Annotated in this window: 23 protein-coding genes, 1 tRNA gene and 2 pseudogenes; 17 read left to right on the top strand and 9 right to left on the bottom strand. The window is 64.3% G+C overall.

From position 1 onward, the window contains the following. Window positions 1–218 precede the first annotated feature (218 nt). A complete protein-coding gene (gene lolA / locus PQQ53_RS14565) occupies window positions 219–953 on the top strand; it encodes an outer membrane lipoprotein chaperone LolA (RefSeq protein ID WP_408324581.1) in 735 nt (244 codons plus the stop codon). 110 nt (window positions 954–1,063) lie between these two features. On the opposite strand, the gene PQQ53_RS14560 is transcribed toward lolA, so the two are convergent. Beyond that, a complete protein-coding gene (locus PQQ53_RS14560; RefSeq protein WP_408324579.1) occupies window positions 1,064–1,984 on the bottom strand; it encodes a LysR family transcriptional regulator in 921 nt (306 codons plus the stop codon). Between the two features lie 171 nt (window positions 1,985–2,155). On the opposite strand from PQQ53_RS14560, the gene speB reads away from it, so the two are divergent. Beyond that, on the top strand, window positions 2,156–3,145 hold the full coding sequence (speB, locus tag PQQ53_RS14555) for an agmatinase (RefSeq protein ID WP_408141586.1): 990 nt from the start codon (window positions 2,156–2,158) through the stop codon (window positions 3,143–3,145). A 98-nt stretch (window positions 3,146–3,243) separates the two neighbouring features. On the opposite strand, the gene cytX is transcribed toward speB, so the two are convergent. Continuing rightward, window positions 3,244–4,560 (bottom strand): putative hydroxymethylpyrimidine transporter CytX, encoded by a 1,317-nt coding sequence (gene cytX, locus PQQ53_RS14550; RefSeq protein WP_408324577.1) that lies wholly within the window; start codon window positions 4,558–4,560, stop codon window positions 3,244–3,246. A 330-nt stretch (window positions 4,561–4,890) separates the two neighbouring features. Here cytX and PQQ53_RS14545 point away from each other — a divergent pair, with 330 nt between their 5' ends. The 3 genes from PQQ53_RS14545 to PQQ53_RS14535 all read left to right on the top strand — a co-directional run bounded on the left by PQQ53_RS14545 (window position 4,891) and on the right by PQQ53_RS14535 (window position 7,930). After that, window positions 4,891–6,204, top strand: coding sequence for a replication-associated recombination protein A (locus PQQ53_RS14545; protein ID WP_408141588.1), 1,314 nt, complete (start codon window positions 4,891–4,893; stop codon window positions 6,202–6,204). Between the two features lie 156 nt (window positions 6,205–6,360). Beyond that, window positions 6,361–7,656 (top strand): serine--tRNA ligase, encoded by a 1,296-nt coding sequence (gene serS, locus PQQ53_RS14540; RefSeq protein ID WP_408141589.1) that lies wholly within the window; start codon window positions 6,361–6,363, stop codon window positions 7,654–7,656. A gap of 184 nt (window positions 7,657–7,840) precedes the next feature. Further along, window positions 7,841–7,930 (top strand) — tRNA-Ser (locus PQQ53_RS14535). 158 nt (window positions 7,931–8,088) lie between these two features. Here PQQ53_RS14535 and PQQ53_RS14530 read toward each other — a convergent pair. Next, window positions 8,089–8,829 carry a hypothetical protein gene (locus PQQ53_RS14530; protein WP_408152874.1) on the bottom strand — a complete coding sequence of 247 codons (741 nt, stop codon included), beginning with the start codon at window positions 8,827–8,829 and terminating at the stop codon, window positions 8,089–8,091. 824 nt (window positions 8,830–9,653) lie between these two features. Here PQQ53_RS14530 and PQQ53_RS14525 point away from each other — a divergent pair. The 9 genes and pseudogenes from PQQ53_RS14525 to PQQ53_RS14485 all read left to right on the top strand — a co-directional run. Beyond that, window positions 9,654–9,884, top strand: a pseudogene (locus tag PQQ53_RS14525) (hypothetical protein); the annotation flags it as partial. A gap of 130 nt (window positions 9,885–10,014) precedes the next feature. Beyond that, window positions 10,015–10,200, top strand: a pseudogene (locus PQQ53_RS14520) (SAM-dependent methyltransferase); the annotation flags it as partial. An 82-nt stretch (window positions 10,201–10,282) separates the two neighbouring features. Next, window positions 10,283–10,450, top strand: a complete 168-nt coding sequence (locus tag PQQ53_RS14515) for a hypothetical protein (protein ID WP_408141591.1) — start codon at window positions 10,283–10,285, stop codon at window positions 10,448–10,450. Window positions 10,451–10,768: 318 nt separating this feature from the next. Continuing rightward, complete coding sequence (map, locus tag PQQ53_RS14510) at window positions 10,769–11,554, top strand: type I methionyl aminopeptidase (RefSeq protein ID WP_168665121.1); 786 nt, start codon at window positions 10,769–10,771, stop codon at window positions 11,552–11,554. Window positions 11,555–11,742: 188 nt separating this feature from the next. After that, window positions 11,743–12,276: a GNAT family N-acetyltransferase gene (locus PQQ53_RS14505; protein ID WP_408324576.1), complete on the top strand. Its 534-nt coding sequence runs from the start codon at window positions 11,743–11,745 to the stop codon at window positions 12,274–12,276. Between the two features lie 233 nt (window positions 12,277–12,509). Further along, the gene (gene minC / locus PQQ53_RS14500) at window positions 12,510–13,346 is read left to right on the top strand and encodes a septum site-determining protein MinC (RefSeq protein WP_408324575.1); all 837 of its coding nucleotides are present in this window, start codon (window positions 12,510–12,512) and stop codon (window positions 13,344–13,346) included. A 104-nt stretch (window positions 13,347–13,450) separates the two neighbouring features. After that, window positions 13,451–14,266, top strand: a complete 816-nt coding sequence (minD, locus tag PQQ53_RS14495; RefSeq protein WP_027799748.1) for a septum site-determining protein MinD — start codon at window positions 13,451–13,453, stop codon at window positions 14,264–14,266. A gap of 14 nt (window positions 14,267–14,280) precedes the next feature. Next, a complete protein-coding gene (minE, locus tag PQQ53_RS14490) occupies window positions 14,281–14,535 on the top strand; it encodes a cell division topological specificity factor MinE (protein ID WP_008922443.1) in 255 nt (84 codons plus the stop codon). A gap of 372 nt (window positions 14,536–14,907) precedes the next feature. Next, the gene (locus PQQ53_RS14485) at window positions 14,908–15,219 is read left to right on the top strand and encodes a hypothetical protein (protein WP_408141594.1); all 312 of its coding nucleotides are present in this window, start codon (window positions 14,908–14,910) and stop codon (window positions 15,217–15,219) included. Window positions 15,220–15,435: 216 nt separating this feature from the next. Here PQQ53_RS14485 and PQQ53_RS14480 read toward each other — a convergent pair whose 3' ends face one another. Then, the gene (locus tag PQQ53_RS14480) at window positions 15,436–16,848 is read right to left on the bottom strand and encodes a chloride channel protein (RefSeq protein ID WP_408324574.1); all 1,413 of its coding nucleotides are present in this window, start codon (window positions 16,846–16,848) and stop codon (window positions 15,436–15,438) included. A 211-nt stretch (window positions 16,849–17,059) separates the two neighbouring features. Here PQQ53_RS14480 and waaC point away from each other — a divergent pair, with 211 nt between their 5' ends. Both waaC and PQQ53_RS14470 read left to right on the top strand, forming a co-directional pair. Beyond that, complete coding sequence (gene waaC, locus PQQ53_RS14475) at window positions 17,060–18,064, top strand: lipopolysaccharide heptosyltransferase I (protein ID WP_408324572.1); 1,005 nt, start codon at window positions 17,060–17,062, stop codon at window positions 18,062–18,064. Window positions 18,065–18,700: 636 nt separating this feature from the next. Continuing rightward, window positions 18,701–18,832, top strand: a complete 132-nt coding sequence (locus PQQ53_RS14470) for a hypothetical protein (protein WP_277873534.1) — start codon at window positions 18,701–18,703, stop codon at window positions 18,830–18,832. Window positions 18,833–18,851: 19 nt separating this feature from the next. Here the strand turns inward: PQQ53_RS14470 and PQQ53_RS14465 are convergent, their stop codons facing one another. The 5 genes from PQQ53_RS14465 to PQQ53_RS14445 form a co-directional block, all read right to left on the bottom strand. Then, entirely contained in the window at window positions 18,852–19,031 is a 180-nt protein-coding gene (locus PQQ53_RS14465; RefSeq protein ID WP_168665115.1) for a hypothetical protein, read from the bottom strand. A gap of 218 nt (window positions 19,032–19,249) precedes the next feature. After that, complete coding sequence (locus PQQ53_RS14460; RefSeq protein ID WP_408141597.1) at window positions 19,250–20,557, bottom strand: MFS transporter; 1,308 nt, start codon at window positions 20,555–20,557, stop codon at window positions 19,250–19,252. A gap of 607 nt (window positions 20,558–21,164) precedes the next feature. Then, the gene (locus PQQ53_RS14455; protein ID WP_408141598.1) at window positions 21,165–21,650 is read right to left on the bottom strand and encodes an energy transducer TonB family protein; all 486 of its coding nucleotides are present in this window, start codon (window positions 21,648–21,650) and stop codon (window positions 21,165–21,167) included. Between the two features lie 435 nt (window positions 21,651–22,085). Beyond that, complete coding sequence (argH, locus tag PQQ53_RS14450; protein ID WP_408324569.1) at window positions 22,086–23,492, bottom strand: argininosuccinate lyase; 1,407 nt, start codon at window positions 23,490–23,492, stop codon at window positions 22,086–22,088. Between the two features lie 146 nt (window positions 23,493–23,638). Beyond that, window positions 23,639–24,451, bottom strand: coding sequence for a helix-turn-helix transcriptional regulator (locus tag PQQ53_RS14445; protein ID WP_408152870.1), 813 nt, complete (start codon window positions 24,449–24,451; stop codon window positions 23,639–23,641). Window positions 24,452–24,632: 181 nt separating this feature from the next. Here PQQ53_RS14445 and PQQ53_RS14440 point away from each other — a divergent pair, with 181 nt between their 5' ends. Further along, window positions 24,633–25,385: a class I SAM-dependent methyltransferase gene (locus tag PQQ53_RS14440; protein ID WP_408324567.1), complete on the top strand. Its 753-nt coding sequence runs from the start codon at window positions 24,633–24,635 to the stop codon at window positions 25,383–25,385. Window positions 25,386–25,406: the final 21 nt, after the last annotated feature.

Genomic DNA, 25,406 nt, shown 5'->3' with positions numbered 1-25,406 from the left:
GCGCGATCGCGCAGCGAGCCGGTCCGTGGACAAGTGCTCGCTGCAATAGGTTTGCAACGCGCGTTCAAGCTCGACCGCTCGACGTGTCGGGCAACGCGCCGCGCGCGGATCTGCTCGCCCACGCGTGCTGGCCTGCCACTGGAAGCGGGCAGCGACCATCGCCGTCCTCACCGCCCTTCGCCCCCCGCTCATCGAATTCAATCAAGGGAGAAAACTACATGCAGCTATTCGCGCAGCAGCGCACTCGACAGAGTGCTCAAGCCAGCCGCTTCGGCCAACTCGCGCGGACTATCGTGCGTAGCGTCGGCAGCGTGGCGATCGGCGCATCGATGCTCGTCGCGTCGCAGGCATTCGCGAGCGGCACCGAGCAACTGAAGGCGTTCGTCGCGCAGGTGCACTCCGCGCACGGCACCTTCGTGCAGCAGGAAGTGCGCGCGCCGAGCAAGGCGCAGGGCGCGAGCGGCGCGCTGTCCACCGGCGGCGCGGGCAAGACCGGCACGTCGAGCGGCACCTTTACGTTCGCGCGTCCCGGCAAGTTCATCTGGCAATACGAGAAGCCTTACTCGCAACTGTTGCAGGCGGACGGCGACAAGCTCTACGTGTACGACAAGGATCTGAACCAGGTGACGGTGCGCGCGCTCGGCGGCGCGCTAGGCGCGAGCCCGGCGGCGATCCTGTTCGGCAGCAACGATCTGGACAAGAACTTCATGCTGCGCGACGCAGGCGTGAAGGCCGGCATCGACTGGCTCGAACTGACGCCGAAGGCGAAGGACACGCAGTTTCAACGCGTCGGCATCGGCTTCAAGGACGGCAATCTCGAAGCGATGGAATTGCACGACGTGTTCGGCAATGTGACGCTGCTGACGTTCTCGAACATCCAGAAGAACCCGCCGCTGCCCGCCGATGCATTCAAGTTCACGGTGCCGAAGGGCGCGGATGTGATCAACGGATAAGCTTGCTGATTGACATAGCTTTGCACGCAGGCAACAACAAAGCCGCGCTCCTCGGGCGCGGCTTTTCAATTTCAGGGTGCGCCTCACAAGTACGAGCGCTTGAGGAGGCGCTACTCGTCCCCCATCGGAACTTGTAGCGCATGCGCGGCTTTCATATCGTCGATAAACGCTTCGACGATCTCCGTCCGATGCTGACGCGTGCGCGTGACCATGTGAAACGCGACGCGGTAGCGCATCTGCAGCGGGTTCAACGCGGCGAGCAGCCCTTGCGCGACGAACGGCGCCGCGAAATGCCCCGGCAAATAACCGAGGTGTTGCGATGACAGCACCAGCATCGCAACGGCTTCCATGTTGTCCGCGACCGCGGTGACGTTCTGCGGCGTGGTCGAACTCTCCGCTTCGGGCAACGGATAACTGCGCCACGCCCATTCGTGCTGCGCGGCCTCTTCGGGTGACACGCCGCCCGCCTGCGCGAACAGCGGGTGACCGTTCGCGCAGTAGGCGAACTGGTCCTCGGCGAACACCTCGGTGTATTCGAGCGACGGCACGCGATGCCAGAAATAGCCGATGCCGATCTGAATCCGCCCATTGAGCAGTAGCTCCTCCAGCTCGCCCGGCGAGCGCACCAGAATCGAAAAACGCACCGACTGATCGCGCGCGCGAAAGCGACCGATCGCGTCGCTGATGCGCGCGCTCGCCGACACCGGCGTATGGCCGATCATGCCGATGTCGAGCGTGCCGACCAGCTTGCGGCCCACGTTGCGCGCCTGCATGCCGAAGGTGTCGACGGCCGATAGCAGTGCGCGGGCGGCCTCGATGAACTGCTCGCCGCGCGCGGTCAGACTGAAGCCGCCGCGGCCGCGCTCGCACAGGCGGTAGCCGAGGCGCGTTTCGAGCGTCGCCAGCTGGGTGCTGATGGTCGACTGGCCGATGTTCAGCGTCGCCTGGGCGGGCGAAACCCCGCCCGCGTCGACTATGGCGAGAAAGACGCGGATCAGCCGCAGGTCGAGATCTGTGAGTTGGGAGAACATGCTTCAGCATACATCGCAGAAGATCGATGTGAAGGGTGCGCCGGCGCTATTTAAGTTGGCGGGAAATGGCTCAAGAATCGGAGTTCCTCCGGTGAGACGTGCTTTTCACGCCGCGTTTTGACCGGTTTCCGCAGATTTTCCGCGCCGCGTCTCTTTCATTGCCGAGCCACGATGAATACTTCCTCCTTCATTTCCCCCGAAGCCGGCGAACGGCCGCAGCCGCTGTCCGGCAACGCTATGCCCCGCTGCGGCGGCATCGCGACGATGATGCGGCTGCCGAACGTCGGCTCGGCGGCCGGATTTGACGCGTGCTTCGTCGGCGTGCCGTTCGATCTCGGCACGTCGAACCGCACGGGCGCGCGCTTCGGGCCGCGCCAGATCCGCAGCGAATCGGTGCTGCTGCGCCCGTACAACATGGCGACCCGCGCGGCGCCGTTCGACTCGCTGCGCGTGGCCGATCTCGGCGACGTCGCGATCAATCCGTACAACCTGCACGACTCGATCGCGCGGATCGAAACCGCGTACGACGAAATCCTCCAGCACGACTGCAAGCCGATCACGCTGGGCGGCGATCACACCATCGCGCTGCCGATCCTGCGCGCGATTCATCGCAAGCACGGCAAGGTCGGGCTGATTCACGTCGACGCGCACGCCGACGTCAACGACACGATGATGGGCGAGAAGATCGCGCACGGCACGCCGTTTCGCCGCGCGGTGGAGGAGGGCCTGCTCGATTGCGAGCGGGTCGTGCAGATCGGCTTGCGCGGCACCGGTTATGCGGCGGAAGACTTCGACTGGTGCCGCGATCAGGGCTTCGAGGTCGTGCAGGCGGAGGCCTGCTGGAACCAGTCGCTCGCGCCGCTGATGGCGCGCATTCGCGAGCGGATGGGCGACGGCCCGGTGTACATCACCTTCGACATCGACGGGATCGATCCGGCTTTTGCGCCGGGCACAGGCACGCCGGAGATCGCGGGGCTGACGGTGCCGCAGGCACTGGAGATCATTCGCGGCGCGCGCGGTTTGAACATCGTCGGCTGCGATCTGGTCGAGGTGGCGCCGCCGTATGATCCGTTCGGCACGACCGCGCTGCTCGGCGCGAATCTCGCGTTCGAATTGCTATGCGTGCTGCCGGGTGTCGAGTATCGGGCCGCCGCGCGTTGAAGTGAACTGAACGCACGGAGCGTCATGCGCAAAAAAAGCCTGCAAATGCAGGCTTTTTCTTCGTCAGCGCGACTCGCGTGGACAACGCGCCCGATGCGTCAGGCGTAAGCCGTCTTACGCGCCGACACGAACACGTAGTAGCACACCGCGCCGATCACGAGCGACGGCAAGGTCGCGCCGAGATTCGGCAGCCATTGGTTGATCACCTGATACGAGGCGATGCCGATCGCCCACGCGATGAACGCGCTCAGATGCCATCCGCCCGAGAAGCCGTAACGGCCGCGCACGTCGGCGAGCACGGCCGCCTCGATACGGCGCTTGCGCACGATGAAGTGATCCATCAGCACGACGCCGAACAGCGGTGCGAACACCGAGCCGATCAGCAGCAGGAAGTTCTGATACTTCGCCATCGGCACGAGCAGCGCGATCAGCGTGCACAGCGCGCCGAACGCCGCCGACAGCAAGGGCACGCTGCCGCGCGTCCAGAACGTGCCGGTCGAGACGGCGGCCGAGTGGATGTCGGCGAACGCGTTGTCGATTTCGTCGATCAGGATCAGCAGCAGCGCCAGGCCGCCGCCCGCCTGGGCCAGCGCGTTGGTCAGCAGCGCGTCGCCGCCGCCGGCCGTGAGGCCGTAGACCGCGCCCAGCGCGTAGAACCAGATGTTCGCGATGCCGTAGCCGAGCAGCGTGCCGCGGAAGGTCTCGCCGGGTTGCCGGCCGAAGCGCGTGTAGTCGGCGATCAGCGGCAGCCACGACAGCGGCATCGCCACCACCAGGTCGATCGCGCCGCCGAACGACATCTCGCCGGTGCCCGGACGGCGCATCAGCTCGGCCAGGTTGTGGCGCGCGAGCAGATTCCACGTGAGCCATGCGGCGCCCGCGAGCAGCAGCCAGATGCCCCACTTGCGCAGAAAGCGCCGCACGAACGACAGCGGGCCGCTGATCGCCAGCAGCGTCGCGAGCAGACCGAACACGACGGTCCAGATCAGCGGCATTGAAAGGCCGAACGACTGTTTGGCGAGGGCGTCGGCGGAATCGCGCATCACAATCACTTCGAACGAACCCCAGCCGACCAGTTGCACCGCGTTCAGCACAGCCGGCACCGACGCGCCGCGCACGCCGAGCGTCGGGCGCAGCGACGACATCGCCGCGAGCCCCGTGTCGGTGCCGATCACGCCGGCCAGCGCCAGCAGCACGACGCCGATCACGCTGCCGATCACGATCGCCAGCAGCGCGTGCGGCAGCGACAATCCCGGCACCAGCAGCGCCCCGGCCTGCGCAACCAGCAGGCCGATGCCGAGCGAGAACCAGAGCGCGAACGCGTCGCCGGTGCGGAACGCGCGGCGCGCGTCGGGCACCGGCGTGAGCGGCGCGTAGGTGGAACCGGCGTCGCCGGCAAGTGGATCTTGTGCCATCTGTAGTTGTGTCCCTGTTGGTGTTGCGGTGTTGCTTGCCATGCCGCCTGGCGGCGTGTTTACCGGGTTGCTTGTACTGTTTTATGTTTGCATTTGCCTTTCAGGCCATGGTGGCGTGCGCGGCTGCGGCTTTCACGGCCTAACTTCCGGCGGCCGTTGCCGCCCAAGTCATGCCGCCGCGCCGCGCCGCGCGATCCTCGTCCGCACGCCGTCACTGTCATAATGCGGGACGTTGCCCGCACCTTCATGTGCCGGCTTTGCGCTCATCCGGCAGCACGCCGCCTTCCCACGGACCGCGTCCGGAAAAGCCGAGATTATCCCCAAAACGTCATGTTTGAAGAAACCCGTGCCAATGTTCCGCTCGCCGAACGCCTGCGGCCCCGCAATATCGACGAAGTGATCGGCCAGAAGCACCTGCTTGGCCCGAACAAGCCGTTGCGGGTCGCGTTCGAATCCGGCGAAGCCCATTCGATGATCCTCTGGGGCCCGCCCGGCGTCGGCAAAACCACGCTCGCGCGGCTCATGGCCGATGCGTTTCACGCCGAGTTCATCGCGTTGTCGGCGGTGCTCTCGGGCGTGAAGGATATCCGCGAAGCCGTCGAGACCGCGCAGATCCATCGCGCGAACGGCCATCAGACGCTGGTGTTCGTCGACGAAGTGCATCGCTTCAACAAGAGCCAGCAAGACGCGTTCTTGCCGCACGTCGAGTCGGGGTTGTTCGTGTTCGTTGGCGCGACGACCGAGAATCCGTCGTTCGAGGTGAACAGCGCGTTGCTCTCGCGGGCCGCGGTGTACGTGCTCAAGAGTCTCACCGACGAAGAACAGCGTGAACTGCTCGAGCGCGCGCAGCAGGAACTCGGCGGCCTCACGTTCACCGACGAAGCACGCGACGCGCTGATCGGTTCCGCCGACGGCGACGGCCGCAAGCTGCTGAACAACCTCGAAATCGTCGCGCGCGCGGCCGCGCAGCAAAAGACCACGGAGATCGACGGAGCATTGCTCGGCAGCGCGCTTGCGGAAAACCTGCGCCGCTTCGACAAAGGCGGCGACGCATTCTACGACCAGATCAGCGCGCTGCATAAATCGGTGCGCGGCAGCAGTCCCGACGGCGCGTTGTACTGGTTCTGCCGGATGCTCGACGGCGGCGCGGACCCGCGTTATCTGGCACGCCGCATCGTGCGCATGGCGTGGGAGGACATCGGCCTCGCCGACCCGCGCGCCGCGCGCATCGCGCTCGACGCCGCCGAAACCTACGAGCGCCTCGGCACGCCGGAAGGCGAGCTGGCGCTGGCGCAGGCGATCATCTATCTCGCGGTCGCGCCGAAGTCGAACGCCGGGTACAACGCGTACAACGAAGCGCGCCGCTTCGTCGGCAAGGATCAATCGCGCGGCGTGCCGGTGCATCTGCGCAACGCGCCGACCAGGCTGATGAAGGAGCTTGGCTACGGCCACGAGTATCGCTACGCGCACGACGAGCCCGATGCGTATGCGGCAGGCGAGACCTATCTGCCGGAGAACATGCGCGATCCGCACTGGTACGAGCCGACGCCGCGCGGGCTCGAAGGCAAGATCGGCGACAAGATGGCGCGTCTGGCCGAACTGGATGCGCAATGGCGCAGCGAGAACAAGCGCAAGAAGGGCTGAGGCCTGTCGGTCTTTCCGGCGCCGTGCGTCGCGCCGTGAGTCGCGCCGTCGTGGTCGCCGTGCCTCAATCCGCGCGCGTTGACCACCGAACGCACCGGCCGCGCACGCCGGTGCGCTAAAATCCCACGTTCATACAACGAATACCCGTCCCATCCCATGCTCGACATTCAGCTGCTGCGCAAAGACCTCGACGGCGTCGCCAAGCGCCTCGCCGACCGCGGCTATACCTTCGACGCGGCGGCGTTCACCGCGCTCGAAGCGGAACGCCGCGACACCCAGACCCGCACCGAAGAAATGCAGGCGCGCCGCAACAGCCTGTCCAAGCAGATCGGCGCGATGAAAGGCAAGGGCGAGGACACCTCGGCGGTGATGGCCGAAGTCGGCGGCATCGGCGACGAGATGAAGGCGTCGGCGGCGAAGCTCGACGATATCCAGAAGCGTCTGTCGGACCTGCTGCTCGGCGTGCCGAACCTCGCGCACGAAAGCGTGCCGGTCGGCGACGACGAAGCCGGCAATGTCGAAGTGCGCCGCTGGGGCACGCCGCGCCAGTTCGATTTCGAGGTGAAGGATCACGTGGACGTCGGCACGCCGCTCGGGCTCGACTTCGAGACCGGCGCGAAGCTGTCGGGCGCGCGCTTCACGCTGCTGCGCGGGCAGATTGCGCGGCTGCATCGCGCGCTCGCGCAGTTCATGATCGACACGCACACACAGCAGCACGGCTACACCGAGGTGTACACGCCGTACATCGTGAATCCGGAGATTCTGTACGGCACCGGCCAACTGCCGAAATTCGCCGACGACATGTTCCGCGTCGAGAAGGGCGGGGACGAGAACACGGTCACGCAGTATCTGATTTCCACTTCGGAAATTTCGCTGACGAACACCGTGCGCGAGAGCATCGTCGAAGCGGACGCGTTGCCGATCAAACTGACCGCGCATTCACCGTGCTTCCGCTCGGAAGCGGGCTCGTATGGCCGCGACACGCGCGGCCTGATCCGCCAGCATCAGTTCGACAAGGTCGAGATGGTGCAGATCGTCGCGCCCGAAGCGTCGTATGACGCGCTGGAGCAGATGGTCGGCCACGCCGAGGCGATTTTGCAGAAGCTGGAACTGCCGTATCGCGTGATCACGTTGTGCACGGGCGATATGGGCTTCTCGGCCGCGAAGACCTATGACCTCGAAGTGTGGGTGCCGGCGCAGAACACCTATCGCGAGATTTCGAGCTGCTCGAACACCGAGTCGTTCCAGGCTCGCCGGATGCAGGCGCGTTATCGCAATGCCCAGGGCAAGCCGGAGCTGGTGCATACGCTGAACGGTTCGGGGCTGGCGGTCGGACGCACGCTCGTGGCCGTGCTGGAGAACTTCCAGAATGCCGATGGCTCGGTCACGGTGCCGACGGCATTGCGGCCTTACCTCGGCGGTGTCGAACGGCTGGAAGTGCCGGCGGGCTGATCTGTTTGCTACGGCGATGCGGCCAGGCTCCGCCGCCGGTTGCCACCTTGTTGCCCAACCTCTTTGAAAATTTTTTGACGAGGGACTTGGAAAACGGATTTAGCTGTTCTATAATCTTTCTCTCCCAAGCAACGACCCGCTTGGTTCTGGCGAGGCAGCTTCATCGCTGTGAGCTGGAAAACACGGAAAGGTGGCAGAGTGGTCGAATGCGCTGGACTCGAAATCCAGTGTACCTTTAGGGGTACCGTGAGTTCGAATCTCACCCTTTCCGCCAAATTTAAAACCCCCGCAGAACGGAAGTTCTGCGGGGGTTTTGCTTTGGGAAGTCGAAAACGTTCGCGTGCTTTGCTTCGTATCATTCCTTGCGGGGCACGGCAGTGTCAGTGCTTCGCCTGAATGTCTGAAGCATCAGCATCAGCGCTATTTGCAGATTCATCGAAACCAATGGATTTGCCGGAACATATCCCGCCGCTGATTCACTAGCTGACTTAACGAGACGACTAGCTCCTGCGACGTGTGAGGGTTCCTCGACCCCCGCCTCATCTCTCCCATGTTGCAGCCATCAAAATCGTTTTGATCGGCCGAAAGAGAGAATCCCACCGATTTGAAGGCAATCTCTTTGGGAAGCGCGAGGCTTTTCAAGCGTCCTTCCTGACGGCGGGCGCTGGCAAGCGGGAACGGATTCACCAAAGCATATCCGCCGGTATGCTGAAAATCACCGTTCTCATCCAGCTCATTCGACATGACTGGAATCCGAAGGTATTGCTCAGAAGGCAGTGGCTCTGGTAGTGAAATGTGCACAAGGGCTACGAAAGGAAATCCATCATTGAGCAATCCCAGCGCTTGCTCTCGTCCCATCGAATTGGCGTTGCGTGACGGATTTGCAATCGTCGGCCGCACGATTTTTGCCTCGATCGCTATAGCGTGAGTAAAAAGGGGAACTTCCCTGACGGGAATTACTAGTAGATCAACGTCGCCGGGCTTTTTGCCTGGAGAAAGCCCAACTAATTCACGCGCTACATTCATCCCGACCAGTACATCCTGCCCAAAGGCGTGTTCTGGATAGGGAAACGCGGAATCAAGCGCAAAATGGATCGTATTGGCGAGGTGTTGCACGTCGGACACTATCCGGCGCAGCACTTCACGTTCGGACTTCAGCCACTCTTGTGCCATTTGTTTGCTGAGTAGGGGTGTAGATCCTTAGCGGTGGTGCCGCTGCTCGTTGCCATTGTGATACTCAATGCTTCAACTCGCTGCGTGGGACACTGGCCCTGGCGGCAACGCCACCAGTGATTTGAACGGTTGGCCTGTGACTGCCTTTAGGAGCGTATCTGACGCCGGATGGCATTCGGCCGAGGCTGAACGACGACATGAAATCGCGCACACGCCTCAATCATTCCACTCTTCCGCGCTAATACGTGCTCGCCCGTCAGGCCTGTCCATTTCGAACGCGAAACACCCACTCAAACGAATCCGCGCTTTGGGACAAAGCCCCTTTTGATGGCCGTTGCCGGCAACTATCCTCCACGCTGCTTGCGTAAAAGCAATTGGATGCGACGTCACGCAGCAGTGCGTTGTCCGCTCAAAAGCGTTCGCCCGCATTCACTTATGCACCAGGCGCCGCTTCACTCACGATTCATTTGATGACAAGTATCAAGAAGCGTCTCGCCCCCCCGTGCTCGTTTCGCTGCTTTGCGCGACCCAGGTGCACTCGGAGGCGTTGGATCCGATTCTGCTCAAGTTCATGGGCGTGCATGGACCGCACAGCCAGTTCGCCGAGTCGGCGCATGCGACGTACTTCCCCGGCCTCGTCGCCGAAGTGAATGACGACGTGGACCACTTCGTGATCGGCTTCGAAGGATTCGCGGACTTCCACGGAGGCTCGACGACAAAGAAGGACGGCGGCCTCGACCTGCAGATCGGCACCCCGATTAACGGCAACATCATGCCGTACGTACGCATTGGCTTGACGGCCTCCTGGCCGCACACGCGCCTGCATGACGGCGGCGGCGTCGAATACAAGTTCGCGAAGGCCTGGGGTGTGGCGGGCGAATACGCCGGCGACACCACGCAGTGCCGGGATGGGCCAGGCTATGAAGCGCACTCGCATCGAGCAGCCTGGCAGCGTCGCCACCAACGTCGCCAATCTCGCGCCCGCCGCGTGGCTCCAGAGAGGCCGCGTGATGCACGAGCGGCTACGTCCGAAGCGTCATCGCTTTACTTATCTGGTGTTCTACGTGCGCTGCGATCTGGACCGTCTCGCATCGCTCGACAGTGGCTGTTCGGTATCGACCGTTGGCGGCGGCCCAGTTTCTATCGGCGTGATCACGGCCCGCGCGACGGCAGCGATCTCGCCGCGTGGATGCGCACGCAACTCGCGGCGGCGGGCATCGAAGAAGCGGACGGCAGTCCATCTATTCGAGCGCGCTGTTCGACGGCGATCTTCAATGTTCGCTCGACGACGCACAGCGTGCGAAGTATCAACGCATCACCGATACGCTCGATTTGCGCGCGGGTATGCGGATTCTCGAAATCGGCTGCGGCTGGGGCGGTTTGGCGCTGCACGCGGCGCGCCAGGCTGGTGGCGTGCACGTCACTGGCATTCGGCCGCGATTGCGCGTAGACCTTGCGCCGCCGGCGCGGCGCGTTCGAAGCGCGGCTCCACACGATCCGCGCGCAAGGCTTCGACGAGGTTTTCGTGCGCACGTGGCGGCTGTATCTGGCGTATTGCGAAGCGGGCTTCGACGAAGGGCGCACCGACGTGATGCAGTTCGTGCTCGCGAAAGCCGACTGACATGCGCGCGCTCGCGGCTCTCGTGCCGGCACTGTGGGCGAGCGCCGCGTGTGCCGATTGGCGTGGTGACGGACAGCCCGCGAGACTCGTTGCGCGAAGCGCGGGCGGGCGAGCGCGAGGCATTTCACATGCCGTCCACCGCCACCGCAAAATCGCCCGACTGGCCCGTTCGGGCCATTTTGCCCGGCTCGGGCGGCGATCCTCTGTACAATTGGCCGATCGGTTGTCGGCGTGAGCCTGCTTTTGCCGTGCCGCTTGCGGCGGCCCGGCGTCCCGCGCCGAACCTCGAACCCCATCCGACTCACATCGATTGAATTCATGGCCATTACTTACAAGACTCCCGACGACATCGCCAAACTGCGCATTTCCGGCCGCCTCGCGGCCGACGTGCTGGCGATGATCGGCGAGCACGTCAAGGCCGGCGTATCCACCGACGAACTCGACGCGCTGTGCAACGACTACATCGTCAACACGCAAAAGTCGATTCCGGCCAATGTCGGCTATCTGGGGTTTCCCAAGACCGTGTGCACCTCGGTCAACCAGGTGGTGTGCCACGGCATCCCGAATCGCGGCGAGATTCTGAAGGACGGCGACATCATCAACATCGACGTCGCGATCATCAAGGACGGCTACTTCGGCGACACCAGCCGCATGTATTGCGTGGGTCAGCCGAGCACGGTGGCGCGCCAGCTGATCGACACGACCTACGAGGCGATGCTCGCCGGCATCCGTGAAGTGAAGCCGGGCGCGACGCTCGGCGACGTCGGCTACGCAATCCAGAAAGTCGCGCAGCGCGACGGCTTCTCGATCGTGCGCGACTACTGCGGGCATGGCATCGGCAAGGTCTATCACGAAGACCCGCAGGTGCTGCATTATGGCCAGCCGGGGCAGGGCGTGCGCCTGAAGCCGGGCATGGTCTTCACGATCGAGCCGATGATCAACGCGGGCCGCGCCGGCACCAGCGTGCAACGCGACGGCTGGACGGTGGTCACGAAAGACCGCTCGCTGTCCGCGCAATGGGAGCACATGATCGCCGTCACCGACGACGGTTATGAACTGCTGACGCCGTGGCCGGATGGCACCGGTAGCTACGAAGCGCCGTGAGCACGCTGCGCGCGCAACACCTGGCTGCTTGCCGCTAGCGGCCTGTGCCGCCGGCATGGCATGCCGTGGCTTTGTGCGTGCCGCGTGCGAATACGTCGAGCGATGGCGCGGTCCGGTCAATAATGATTTGACTCGCGCGCCGGTTCGGTTAAAGCTACGCCTTAGGGTTTCAAGGGGTTTTCGTCTGCATGAGTCCGTCATTGACCGTTCGCCGTATCGCCGCTGAACAGGGCGCCGTTTTTCGCGAACTCCGTACTGCGTCGCTACGGGAGGCGCCCTATGCCTTCGGCGCGACGCTCGAAGACGCGTTGTCGGCCGATGCAGCCAGTTTTGACACCTCCGCCGCGGAGCGCGCGGTTTCGTTCTCCGTCGCCACGTTCATCCTCTACACCGAAGGCCATCCGGCCGGCCTGATCGAAGCGCATTTCGACGACACCGCGGCGCGCCGCGCATTCGTTTGCGAGTTGTGGGTGGCGCCGGCCGTGCGTCATCTGCGCGGCGGCGAACTGCTGGTCGACACGGCCGGCCACTGGCTTGCCGGCGAAGGCGCGACAGAAATCTACGCGTGGGTCGCCGACGCCAACCGCAACGCCATGCGCTTTTACGAGGCGCTCGGCTTCGGTCCGACCGGCGAACACCGGCGTGTCGAACGCGCGCCCGAGCAAGTCGAAAGTCTGCTGGTGCGCCACGTGCCGAGCACGTCACAGGCGTTCCAGCAGTGATCTCGCGAGCGGCGCAACAGTCTGCCGCTCGATTCCCTTCCGCGTCAGTCCAGCCATCGTGGCCGGCTCGCCGGTCTTGCGAGCGGCCCGATCGTTGGCCATGGCGCGGCCTGAATGCCCTGTGCGTGGTTGCCGCGATCGAGGTGGTTCGTCGAGGTCGTGCATTCACCGGCAAAAAAGCTGGCCGCGCGCGTGGACGCCTGTAAAATACGCAAAATTTTTTGCCGAACGCTATGTCGCCCAAGAAATCGCCCTTTTTCGAACTCCGCAGTGGCTCGGTCGATACGCTCCTGTTCGTGGTCAAGACCACCGACCTCGATGCCATGCGTGCCGAGCTGACCCGGCGCTTCGAGGCGACCCCCGAGTTTTTCGCTAACGACGTCGTCGCGATCGACGTGCGGCGTCTCGCCGACAACGAACGCGTGCGGCTCGCCGACATCGCGCAACTGCTCGACAGCGTGCGCATGCGTCCGGTCGGCGTGGTCGCCAACGCGCAGCAGAAGTGGGCGGCGGAATCGGCGCTGCCGTTGCTCGAAGCGCGCGATCGTCGCGGCGCGGTGTCGAAGCCGGCCGACGAAGGCGGCACCGACGCGGCGGCCGGCACGACCAGCGCCGCGCCGGCGGCAGACGTACCGGCCCAAGCGAGCCTGCTTCCGCCCGACGTCCCCGAATCCGGCTCCCCCGCTGCGCTCGAGCCGGCAGTCGCGGCCGAACCCGTGCGCCTCGCCACGTCGTCGCAAACGATGGTGGTCGAGAAGCCGTTGCGCTCAGGCCAGCGCATCTACGCAAAGGGCGATCTGGTCGTGCTCGGTCTCGTGAGCTACGGCGCGGAAGTGATCGCGGAAGGCAACATCCATATTTACGCGCCGTTGCGCGGCCGGGCATTGGCCGGCGTGCAGGGCAATCACGACGCGCGCATTTTCTGCACGTGTCTCGAACCGGAACTCATCTCGATCGCGGGCATCTATCGAACGACCGAGAACCCGCTGCCGTCCGATGTACTCGGCAAGCCGGTGCAGATCTGGCTCGAAGAAGAAAAACTGATGATCGAACCGCTGCGGCTCACGTAAGCGTCGGGAAACGGGTGCGGCGCTGAACGAATCCGGCGCGCGGCGTTTCACGGCAAATATGGCCGCACATAATTGATGAATTTGACGAACACAAGGTAAGGGTAATGGCAAAAATCATTGTGGTGACTTCGGGCAAGGGTGGCGTGGGCAAGACGACCACGAGCGCGAGCTTTGCATCGGCCCTCGCACTGCGTGGCAGCAAAACCGCCGTGATCGACTTCGACGTCGGCCTGCGTAACCTCGATCTCATCATGGGCTGTGAGCGCCGTGTGGTGTACGACCTGATCAACGTGATCCAGGGCGAAGCCAACCTGAACCAGGCGCTGATCAAGGACAAGAAGTGCGAGAACCTGTTCATCCTGCCGGCCTCGCAGACACGCGATAAGGACGCGCTGACGATGGAAGGCGTCGAGAAGGTCATCAACGACCTGATCGCGATGGACTTCGAATACATCGTCTGCGATTCGCCGGCCGGTATCGAATCGGGCGCGCTGCTGGCGATGCACTTCGCCGACGAAGCGCTGATCGTGACCAATCCGGAAGTGTCGTCGGTACGCGACTCGGACCGCATTCTCGGCATCCTGTCGTCGAAGACCAAGCGCGCGATCGAAAGCAAGGAGCCGATCAAGGAACACCTGCTGATTACTCGCTACAACCCGAAGCGCGTCAGCGAAGGCGAAATGCTGTCGCTCACCGACATCCAGGAAATCCTGCGCATCGATCTGATCGGCGTGATTCCGGAATCGGAAGCGGTGCTGCACGCGTCGAACCAGGGCCTGCCCGCCGTGCATCTGGACGGCACCGATGTGGCCGAAGCCTATAAGGACGTCGTGTCGCGTTTTCTCGGCGAGCAGAAGTCGCTTCGCTTTACCGATTACCAGAAGCCCGGGCTGCTGCAGCGCCTCTTCGGCACCAAGTAAGGGGAGCGCACGTCATGTCGATTCTTTCGTTTTTGCTGGGCGAGAAAAAGAAGTCCGCGTCGGTAGCGAAGGAACGCCTGCAGTTGATCATCGCGCATGAGCGCGCCGGCGGCCATGCGCCCGCCGATTATCTGCCTGCGTTGCAACGTGAACTGGTAGCCGTGATTTCGAAGTACGTGAAGATTTCCGATGACGATATTCGCGTGAGTCTCGAGCGTCAGGACGATCTCGAAGTGCTCGAGGTCAAGATCGAAATACCGCAGGCCTGATCGGCCGGAAGCGGTTCTGTTCTGCGGCTGGTTTTGGCCGATGTATGCCGCGCGGTGTTGCGTTGAGATGACGCGATGCCGTGCGGTGTGCGCTGCGTGATTAAGTGCGCGGCTTCTCAGTCGCTTCCTTGCAGTTTCATTTCCCTCTCTCGTTTTCTTCGAGCTGTCGCGGGTCTCGCTGCGTCACTGCGCCGAGTCGCGTCCCTCAGCGTCGCGCACGCCTGTCATGACGCTTCCCCATGCGCGGTCCTTGCGTCGAAATAAACCGTTGCACTTCAGCGTGTGCCGTTACACGCCCACCGTCAGCCAGTCGCAGCCCTCGTGCATTAAACGGGTAACGCCGTATCCGGTGTTCAATCACAGAGGGAAATCATGAACAGAACCTTTCGCTTGCTGCTTGCCCATACCGTGTTGATCGCGGCCGGTGCCGCCGCTGTGGCGTCCGCGTCGGCTGCGGAAGTGGTCGTGATCGCGCCGTCCGCGCCGCCGCCTGTGCGTGACGAAGCCGTGCCCGCGGCGCGTGCCGGCTACGTGTGGGATCACGGTCACTGGCGCTGGGATCATGGCCGCTACGTCTGGGTCGCGGGCCACTGGCAGGCCGAACGCGTCGGCTATCACTGGGTGCCGGGCCACTGGGTCTCGCATGGTCCGAACTACCGCTGGGTCCAGGGGCACTGGGCCTAACGCGACAATGTTCGGCCACGCGCGGCGTGTTCGATATCGCTCGCGCCGCCTTCACCAGTTCGACAACACGGGCGCCGCGTAGCGCGCGCCCGTGTCTTCAGGGAAATACGTGATGAAAAAGAATCTGCTTCTGCTCGCCGCGCTTGCGGTCATGCTGGCCGGGTGTGTCATCGTGCCGGTGCGGCCGTTGTATGTGCATGCGCCGCGCGTCGTCGTTTACTGACGCGGCGCGTCGGCGCCGTCTTCGGCAGGCGGCTCGCCGTCGACCGGCTCCGTTGCCGGCTCGGGCACCTCGGGCACTTCGGGCGTTGGTGCGGGCATCGGCTGCGGCAATGGCGCCATATAACGTTGCGCCAGCGACTCGTACAGCGGCGGCGCGAACAGGCGCGATACACGGCTCGCGATCAACGCGGTGGCCATCAGCGAAATCACCAGCGCGTGGCCGTCGATCATCTCCATCACGATCACGAACGACGTAATCGGCGACTGCGTGACGGCGGCGAGATAACCGACCATCGCGAGCGCGATCAGCATCGGCAACTGCATCGAGTCGAACACCATGTGCAGCAGATTGCCGAAGCCCGCGCCGATCGACAGCGACGGCGCGAAGATACCGCCCGGAATGCCGGGCAGGTATGAGCCGATCATCGCGATCATCTTCAGGAACGGATAGAAGACCGACAAGCGCTCATGGCCGTCGAGCAATCCGCGCGCTTCCGCATAACCGCTGCCGAAGGTCGTGCCGCCCGAAATCAGCCCGACCACCGCGATCGTGAAACCGCACAACGCCGCGAACACGACCGGCCGTTCGCCGTGCAATTGACGCAGCGGGGCGGGAATCCAGCGCGCGGTGTTCAACAGCAGCCAGCCGAACGTGCCGCCTGCGATACCGGTGACGACCGCGGTCAGCAGCACCGCGAGCGCGAGCAGGTCGGGGAAGTGCACGCCAATCTGGATGGTGCCGAAATACGTGTAGTTGCCGTTCAACCCAAGCGCGACCACGCCGGCGATGATGATCGCCGTAATCAGCACGCCGCTCGCGCGCGCCTCGAAGCTGCGCGTGAGTTCCTCGATGGCGAACACGATGCCGGCGAGCGGCGTATTGAATGCCGCGGACAAGCCCGCGGCCGCGCCGGCCAGCACCAGTTGCCGCTCGATCTGCGCATTCGAGCGTGGATAGAGCCGCCGCAGATTGAACATGAGCGCCGCGCCGACCTGCACGGTCGGTCCTTCACGGCCGATGGTGAAGCCGCCCAGAATCCCCAGAAACGACACGGCGATCTTGCCGAACAGAATCCGGAACGACAGCAGCCGCTCGCCGTATGGACCGGGTTTCGAATGCAGCGTGGCGATCACTTGCGGAATGCCGCTGCCCTCGGCGCCGCGAAAGAAGGTGCGCGTGAGCCAGACGGCGAGCGCCGCGACCGCGGGCGTGACGATGAGCGGCGCCCATGCGTACCCTTGCTGCAAGGTGCGGAATTCGGCGTAGCCCCAATCGATCAGGCGGGCATACAGCACCGCAATCAGGCCGACGGCGATCGCACCGAGCCAGAAAATGCCGTACTGGCGCCAGAGGCGCCTCGCGCGGCGCAGGACGACGGAAGGATGCAGAGCGAAGAGCTTGGGCATGGCGGGCCGGCGCAAAAGCGTAAAGTATAGAGCGCCCCGCGCGTGCAAACGCGTAGGAAAGTTTTTTTGAAATGCCGCAGAATCGCCGCTCCCAGGCGCGCGATGTAATGCGCGGTATTGCGACTGCGGCGCGCGCACCAAGGCGAATTGGAAAAGAAATTTCAATCGTCGGCTAAAATGGTGTGATTTTTGAACAACTAACAGGTCTTCAATGAAGCGAGTCCTCATCGTCAAGGTCACCTCACTCGGCGATATCGTGCAGGCCCTGCCGGTGGTCGCCGATATCAAGCGCGCGTTTCCGGGCGTTCAGGTCGATTGGGCGGCAGACGAGGCTTTCGCCGAACTCGTGCACTGGAGCGAAAGCGTGGACCGCGTGCTGTGCGCGCCGTTGCGCCGTTTCAAGAAAGCGCGCAACTGGAGCGACCTCAAGGCGATCTGGGCGTCCATCGCCGAGTTGCGCGCGTATCGCTACGATTTCATCATCGACATTCACGGCGTCTACAAGAGCGCGATCATCGCGTTCCTCGCGCGCTCGTCGCGGCGCATCGGCTATCAGTCCCAGGATCTGGGCGAGCGGGGCGCCGCCTTCGCGTACACCGGACGATTCGGCCCGCGCCCGCAGGGCAATGCATGGCACGGCATGCGCATCAGCGCCGGCGAGGCGCTCGACTACGAGGTGAAGGGCCCGCCTGTCTACAACCTGCGCCTGCCCGAACCGGCCAAGCCGCCCTTTGCCTCCGGCAGTGCGCCGGTCGCGGCGTTTTTCCACGCCACTTCCAAAGACGACAAGAAGTGGCCGCTGAGTCATTGGGTCGACGTCGGCCTCGAACTCGCGGGACGCGGCTTTCGCGTGGTCTTGCCGTGGGGCTCGGACGCGGAGCGCGCCGAGGCGGAGAAGATTGCCGCGCAGGTGCCGGGCGCGAGCGTGCTGCCGAAGATGAGCGTGACCGAAATCGCGCAGATGATCGACGCATGCGCGCTGGTGGTCGGCACCGATACGGGCTTCGTGCACCTTGCTCATGCGTTGCAGAAACGCACCGTGATGATCTTCGTGGCGACGTCGCCGTCGCATTGCGGCGTCGAATCGCCGAATCGCTCGATCTCGATTGGCGACGGCCATTCCGTGCCGCCGGTCAGCGCTGCACTCGACGCGATCGACTACGTGCATGGCACGTCTCATGAGCATGCCAACGAGCCGCGTTCAGCCATCGCGTGATCGTGGCGCCGTGGCGTCTTGCCGATGCGCAATCGTTTGCTCAAAAAGAAAAGAGGCGTGACGCGCATCCGCCCAATCAAACAGGCGCTGCCACGTAACGCCTCCGAAAACGCCCGCGTCGGGGAACAGCGGGCGGAGAGGAAATCGTTGCAAAAAATCTGGACTGCATTGGCTGCACGAAGCTGCGTTGCGGCTCACGTTCCGATCTCAAAGTCGATCAGTGTGAGATTCGCGGCGCTCCTCGCACCGCTCCTCACACATTACACGCCTGTTAAATCTGTCGCTTTTCGTTGAGTGCCACATTGCCTGAACGAGGCCGTATTCGCACCGCCCGCGGCTTCAGCCTGGCGTGCGCCACAGTGCAAACCTCGTGCCCACGCGCAATGTCTTGAGCCGCCTGGCCGCGCCGGCAGGGCGCGCACTTCATGAACAACGTTCACCGCAGTATAGGCGCTGTTTTCCGCCGACGTGAACCGATCCTCCCATGCCTCGAAACGAGCGAGCGTCCCGCACCGATCATGTAACGAGGTGGTGATGTTCCCTTACAAATCGCAACGTTCCTGCGGGTCGGCGTCGTGTCCAATCGGGTCATTCGGGGATTTGGCTCGAATGAATCTCGACTCGATGGAGAACAACATGAAACGCTTGATCTTGACCCTCGCCGCCGGCACGCTCCTCGCAACGGCACTCGGCGGCTGCATCGTTGCCCCGGCACCGGGCTACTACGGCGGCGGCTACTACCATCACGGCGGCTATTACTACCGATAAGCCACCACCGGTACGCCGCTCAAGCCATCAGCATTTCGAACGCGACTACCGCGGCAATGGCAGCCGCGTTCGCCGCCACCGCTTCGACGACGATGCCCTTCCATGTCGCCGGACGAAAACGCAACGCGAGCAGCAGCGCACCGAGCAGTGCGAGCGCGATGATCATCACGATATCCGAGTTGTGGAGATGAATGTTCATCCGAGCCTCCCTGCTTGCCTTAGGGTTATTCAAGCTGAGTATAGGCAAGTCAAAAAGGCGCGCAAGGCAAGGATTTACCCAGTGCCCGGTAAACAGAACGAAAGCGAAGCTTGAGCGGAAGGGGCAACGGCCGCCGCCGCGGCGCGTTCATCACGCGCCGGGCGGCGTTGCATTTGAGGCATCGGCAGAGGAGCCGCGCGCCGATGCCGTCTACGGCATTACATCAGGCGCGCGTCGCGCGTTTCGCGCATGCACAGCACGCCGATCAGGCTGACCGCGGCAGCCGCCGACACATACATGCCGACCCACGGCAACCCGCCGTGCGCGGACAGCACCTGGGCGATATACGGCGCGACCGAGGCGCCGAGAATCCCGCCCAGGTTGTACGCGACGCCCGCGCCGGTATAGCGCACGTTGGTCGGAAACAGCTCCGGCAGCAGCGCGCCCATTGGCGCGAAGGTCACGCCCATCAGGAACAGCTGGATCACGAGAAACAGCAGCACCAGCGGCGTTTCTCCGCTGCCGAGCAGCGGCGCCATCGTGAAGCCCGACAGAATCGCCGCGATGATGCCGACGATCAGCACCGGCTTGCGCCCGAAGCGATCGCTCGCACGCGCCGACAGCGGCGTGGCGAGCGCCATGAACACCACCGCGATGCACAGCAGGCCGAGGAAGGTCTGCCGTGGAATATGCAGCACCGACACGCCATACGACAGCGAGAACGTGGTCGCGTTGTAAAACAGCGTGTAGCAAACCACCATCGCGAGCGCGCCGAGCACAGTCGGCACCCAGTGCTGCGACAGCAGCGTGGCGATCGGCACCTTGACGCGTTCCTTGCGCTCGATGGCGGCCTGGAAGGCCGGCGTCTCGGCGATCTTCAGACGCACGTACAGGCCGAGCACGACCAGCACCGAGCTGACGATGAACGGCACGCGCCAGCCCCAGCTGCGGAACTGCTCGTCGCTCAACGACGTGGCCAGTGCGAAGAACAGCCCGTTGGACGCGAGAAAGCCGATCGACGGGCCGAGCTGCGGGAACATGCCGAACCAGCCACGCTTGCCGGCCGGCGCGTTTTCGGTGGCGAGCAATGCTGCGCCGCCCCATTCGCCGCCGAGGCCGATACCTTGGCCGAAGCGCAGCACGCACAGCAGGATCGGCGCGAGGCTGCCGATCGAGTCGTAGCCCGGCACGAAGCCGATCAGCGTGGTCGACAGGCCCATCACCAGCAGCGACGCGACCAGCGTCGATTTACGGCCGATCCGGTCACCGAAGTGGCCGAACAGGAACGAGCCGATCGGCCGCGCGATGAACGCGATGCCGAACGTGACGAAGGCCGACAAGGCCTGAGCGGTCGTCGAACTGTGCGGGAAAAACACCGGTCCGATGACGAGCGCCGCAGCGGTCGCATAGACGTAGAAATCGTAGAACTCGATCGCGGTGCCGATGAAGCTCGCGAAGATGATCCGCGCGCTGCTGTTCTGCCCGCTTGCGTTGGGCTGGGCCGAGGAAATCGGCGATGTGGACATGCAGGGTCTCCAGGTGTCGTAGGGCCGCCGGGGTGCCGTGCGTCGCAGTACGTCGAAACTCGACGGCGCGTGCCGGGCAGCATCATTTTGGGGTTCGCCAGCCCGGCGCCGTTCGCTGGCTGAGTAAAGCCACGTGCGGCGCGGGCGATGAAGCAACAGCTTACAACGGCAGCCCCCGCAGGTCGCGCGCGACAGTGGCCATACCAGGGGAATAACCAGGTGGGTTGCATGACGCGTGCGGATGACGAGGCGGCCGGTGCGGCACGACGCGCTGACTGCCCGGTATGAGTCATCGGGCGTTAAACCTGAGCATCAGACGTCGTGTGCATCGCGCATCAAGCAGACGGCGCGCGCGGATGGCGCTGCGGCGCTGCAATCGGGCGTCGCGCCGTGCCGGCGGGTAGGCGGGCGGCGTGAGCCATGCCGGAAGGCTCCGGCGCAGGGAATCGGAAAATTATAGCGAGCGCGGGCGTCGAGCAGCAATGGCGGCGTAAGGAGCGTCGTGTGAGGTGGGATCGTGGCGAGGCCGTTGCCAGGCCGCGATGCAGTGGTTACGACGTCGGTCTGACGCGCACCGTCGCGACGCGCGCCGCAAAGCCACCCCCCTTCAATCGATCGTCTGCGCTTGCGGCGATGCAAGCTCGCGCAACTGGAACTTGCCGTCGTCGTTGAACAGCCAGTCTTCGAACAGTTCGAGCTGGCCGCGCCCGTTCAGCAGCTTGCCGGGCGGTTGCGGCAGCGGGGCGGCGCGCCGCAGCGTGGCGAGCGCGGTGCTCTCGGTTTCGTCATCCCCATTGGTGCGGTACACCGACGACTCGACGATGTGCCCGTTGCGATCCACCGTGAACGACACCACCACCAGCGAGCGCAGCATCGCCTGCGGCGTGCCGCGCAACACGTACGAAGGATTGCGGTCGGTGATCCGACGCGCGACCGCCTCGCGATACTGATCGAGCGTCGCGCTGTTGATTGCGGCCATCGGCGTATTGACTGCGGGCTCGTGCGACGGCAGCGTGATCGTGCAGCCGGCCACGGCGGCGGCCAGCGCCATGGTGAGCAGCGCCCGCTGGGTGCGCGATGGCGCCGCCTCCATGCAGGCCGCGCAGCGTCCGGTCAGGCGGAGAAGGTGACGCGAGCGGGTGAGCATGGTCGGCGAGAAGCGCGGAGAGGACCTGATTTGATGGTAGTCAAAATCCGACAGGATGCAATCGGCGTTCGCCCGCAACGGGCCTCGACGTCTCGCCGCGCTCGCATGTAATAGCCGGAAATATGAGGCGGGTTGGTTGGCGGCCGGAACGCGCCTACACTTCGATGGCCTCCTTCGGGAGGCATCGGTGGAAGTCTTTTTTAGCCCGCTTCGTGCGGGCTTTATTTTTTGCGCGGCGGCGCGTTTGCACAGACTGCTGTGGGCCGACCCGGCCCGGCAAATAAAAAAGGCGAACCCGCTGACGGGTCCGCCTTTCTCAAGCATGCGCAATGCAAACGGTAAGCGGCGCTCGCTAACCTGCCGCGCCGCCTGCCACTTTCGTTACTTCAACGCCTCACGTGCTGCCTTCACCGCCGCGAGCACCTGCTCCGGCGCGGTGCCGCCCGGATGATTGCGACTCGCGACCGAGCCTTCGAGCGTCAGATACGAGAACACGTCCTCGCCGATCAGATGCGCGACGTTCGGCAGTTCGGCGCGCATTTCTTCGAGCGTCAGGTCCGCCAGATCGCAGCCGCGATCCGCGCAGATGCGCACAGCCAGCGCAACGGCTTCGTGCGCGTCGCGGAACGGCAGGCCGCGCTTGACCAGGTAGTCGGCCAGATCGGTGGCCGTCGAGAAGCCTTGCAATGCAGCATCGCGCATCGCCTGCGGCTTCACCGAAATACCGGCGACCATTTCAGCGAAGATGCGCAGCGTATCGGCCACCGTATCGACGGTGTCGAACAGCGGTTCCTTGTCTTCCTGATTGTCCTTGTTGTACGCGAGCGGCTGGCCTTTCATCAGCGTGAGCAGCGCCATCAGATGACCGTTCACTCGCCCCGTCTTGCCGCGTGCAAGTTCGGGCACGTCCGGGTTCTTCTTCTGCGGCATGATCGACGAACCGGTGCAGAAACGGTCGGCCAGATCGATGAAGCCGACGCGCGGGCTCATCCACAGCACGAGTTCTTCCGAGAAGCGCGACACGTGCGTCATGACGAGCGCCGACGCCGCCGTGAATTCGATCGCGAAGTCACGGTCGGAGACCGCATCCAGCGAGTTCGCGCAGATGCCGTCGAAGCCGAGCGTCTTCGCCACCGCGTGACGGTCGATCGGATAGCTGGTCCCGGCGAGCGCCGCCGCGCCGAGCGGCAGGCGGTTCACGCGCTTGCGGCAATCGAGCATGCGTTCTGCGTCGCGCGAAAACATTTCGACGTAAGCGAGCAGGTGATGGCCGAACGTGACCGGCTGCGCGACTTGCAGGTGCGTGAAGCCCGGCATGATGGTCGACGCGTTCTTCTCCGCCATCTCGAGCAGCGCGGCGCGCAGCTCGGTCAGCAAGCCGCCGATGCGGTCGATCTCGCCGCGCAGCCACAAGCGGATGTCGGTCGCGACCTGGTCGTTACGCGAGCGGCCGGTGTGCAGGCGCTTGCCCGCATCGCCGATCAGCGCGGTCAGGCGCGCTTCGATGTTCAGGTGCACGTCTTCCAGATCGAGTTGCCACTCGAACTCGCCGCGTTCGATTTCACCCTTGATCTGCGCCATGCCGCGCTGGATCGCGGCGAGGTCGTCGGCGGCGATGATCTTCTGCGCGGCCAGCATCGAGGCGTGCGCGAGCGACCCTTCGATATCGACGAGCGCCAGACGCTTGTCGAAGAAAACCGACGACGTGTAGCGTTTGACGAGCTCCGACATCGGCTCCGAGAAGCGAGCCGACCAGGCTTCGCCTTTTTTGTGCAGTTGGGACGTCATGGTGTTGGGCAGTTAAGCGGCAGTTGAGCGAGCGGTGAACAGGCTGACGGCGCGTCATGCACGTCACGTACCGTGCAAAGGTGCCGCCGAAGCGAGGAAAGACAGGGATTTTAACACTGGCGGTGGGCGTTCAAGACGCCTCGCCGCTATTCACGCACCAGCACCACCAGCTTCAGATCCTCGCGGTGCGCGGGTTTGAAGGTGATCTGATCGTAGACGATGCGCCCATCGCGCGGATGGTTGAACTCGCGCCGCCCGCCCTCGCGGCCGCCCACATCCTGCGACGCCCAGAAGCGCGTGAACGCGTCGCTTGCGGTGGTCAGGGAGTCGATCAGCGCGCGCGTGGGCGCGTCGCTCAGATGGCGGATCGAGTCGGCGCGGAATTCGGCGGCGAGCCGCCGCGCCCGCGTTTCCCAGTCGACGATCAACGCGCGCGCGGCCGGCTCGGTGAAGGTGTAGCGCAGCAGATTGCGGTCGTGCGCGCCGTCCAGCCAGCCGACGAACAGATCGGCGGCACGCTCGTTCCACGCGAGCGCGGTCCATTGCCGGTCGAGCACGTAGGCCGGCGCGTTCACGAGTTGCACCGTTTCCAGCAGGGTAGCGGGCGCGTCGGCGGCGGCTGGGTCGGGCTCGGCCGGGTCGCGCTGCGCGGCCAGTTCGAACAGATAAGCCCGCTCGGCGCGCGACAGTTGCAGCGCAACGGCGATGCGCGCGAGCGCATCGGCGGATGCCGACACCGGGCGGCCTTGCTCGATCCACGTGTACCAGGTCGGACTCACGCCGCACAGCTGCGCGACTTCCTCGCGCCGCAAGCCGGGCGTGCGGCGACGCGGCCCGGGCGGCAGGCCGACCGCTTGCGGCGAGAGCCGTTCGCGATGCGCGCGGATGAAGTCGCCGAGCGCGCGGGCCGGGGTGGCGTCGAGTGGCGGCGGGTGGTCGGCGGAAGACGGCGTGGTCATGCTGGTCGGGTGGCGAGTAGGGTGTGGGTTTGGGGTAGTAATAGATATACCAGAATACTTGCACAACTTGTACTGGTACACGGCGGGCCCTATTGTAGCGGCTGGAACGGCAAACCGCCTGCCAGCGCGCGTGTGGCGCTGTTTCCAATTTGCTGTGTCCATCAATAACCGGAGCCTCCCCATGAAGCATCACGATCAGGTCGCCGACGCCTTTGGCTCGACCGCCGCCGCGTATTTGACGAGTCAAACCCATGCAACCGGCGCCCATCTGCGGATGCTGGCCGAGTCGATTGCCGCGATGCCGGGCGCGACGGTCCTCGACATGGGCTGCGGCGCGGGGCACGCGAGTTTCGCGGTCGCGCCGCATGCGAAGGACGTGGTCGCCTACGACATCGCGCCGCCAATGCTCGCGACGGTCGACGGCGCGGCGAAGGAGCGCGGCCTTGCCAACATCCGCACGCAGCAGGGCGCGGCCGAAACGCTGCCGTTCGACGACCATTCGTTCGACTGGGTGATCAGCCGCATGAGCGCGCATCACTGGCACGACGTGCCGGCCGCACTCGCTCAAGTGCGGCGCGTGCTGAAGCCGGGCGGCAAGGTGCTGTTCGTCGATATCGCCGGGATCGATCATCCGTTGCTCGACACGCATATTCAGGCGATCGAGTTGCTGCGCGACGGCTCGCATATCCGCGATTACCGCGCCGACGAATGGGTTGCGTTGTTCGAAGCGGCGGGTTTCAAGGCGGCGATTCGCGAGCGTTGGCGCATCGATATCGAGTTCGCTTCGTGGGTCGCGCGCATGCGCACGCCGCAACCGCGTGTGGTGGCGATCCACTCGCTGTGGGACGGTGCGCCCGATGAAGTGCGGCAGTATTTCGACGTGCAGGCGGATCACTCTTTCAAGCTCGACGCTTTGATGATCGCCGCGCAGTAAGCGCCGCCGCAAACGAAAACG

It is taken from the genome of Paraburkholderia strydomiana, from assembly GCF_046030495.1.
Classification (GTDB): domain Bacteria; phylum Pseudomonadota; class Gammaproteobacteria; order Burkholderiales; family Burkholderiaceae; genus Paraburkholderia; species Paraburkholderia strydomiana_A.
This window is presented reverse-complemented; position numbering and strand designations above follow the sequence as displayed.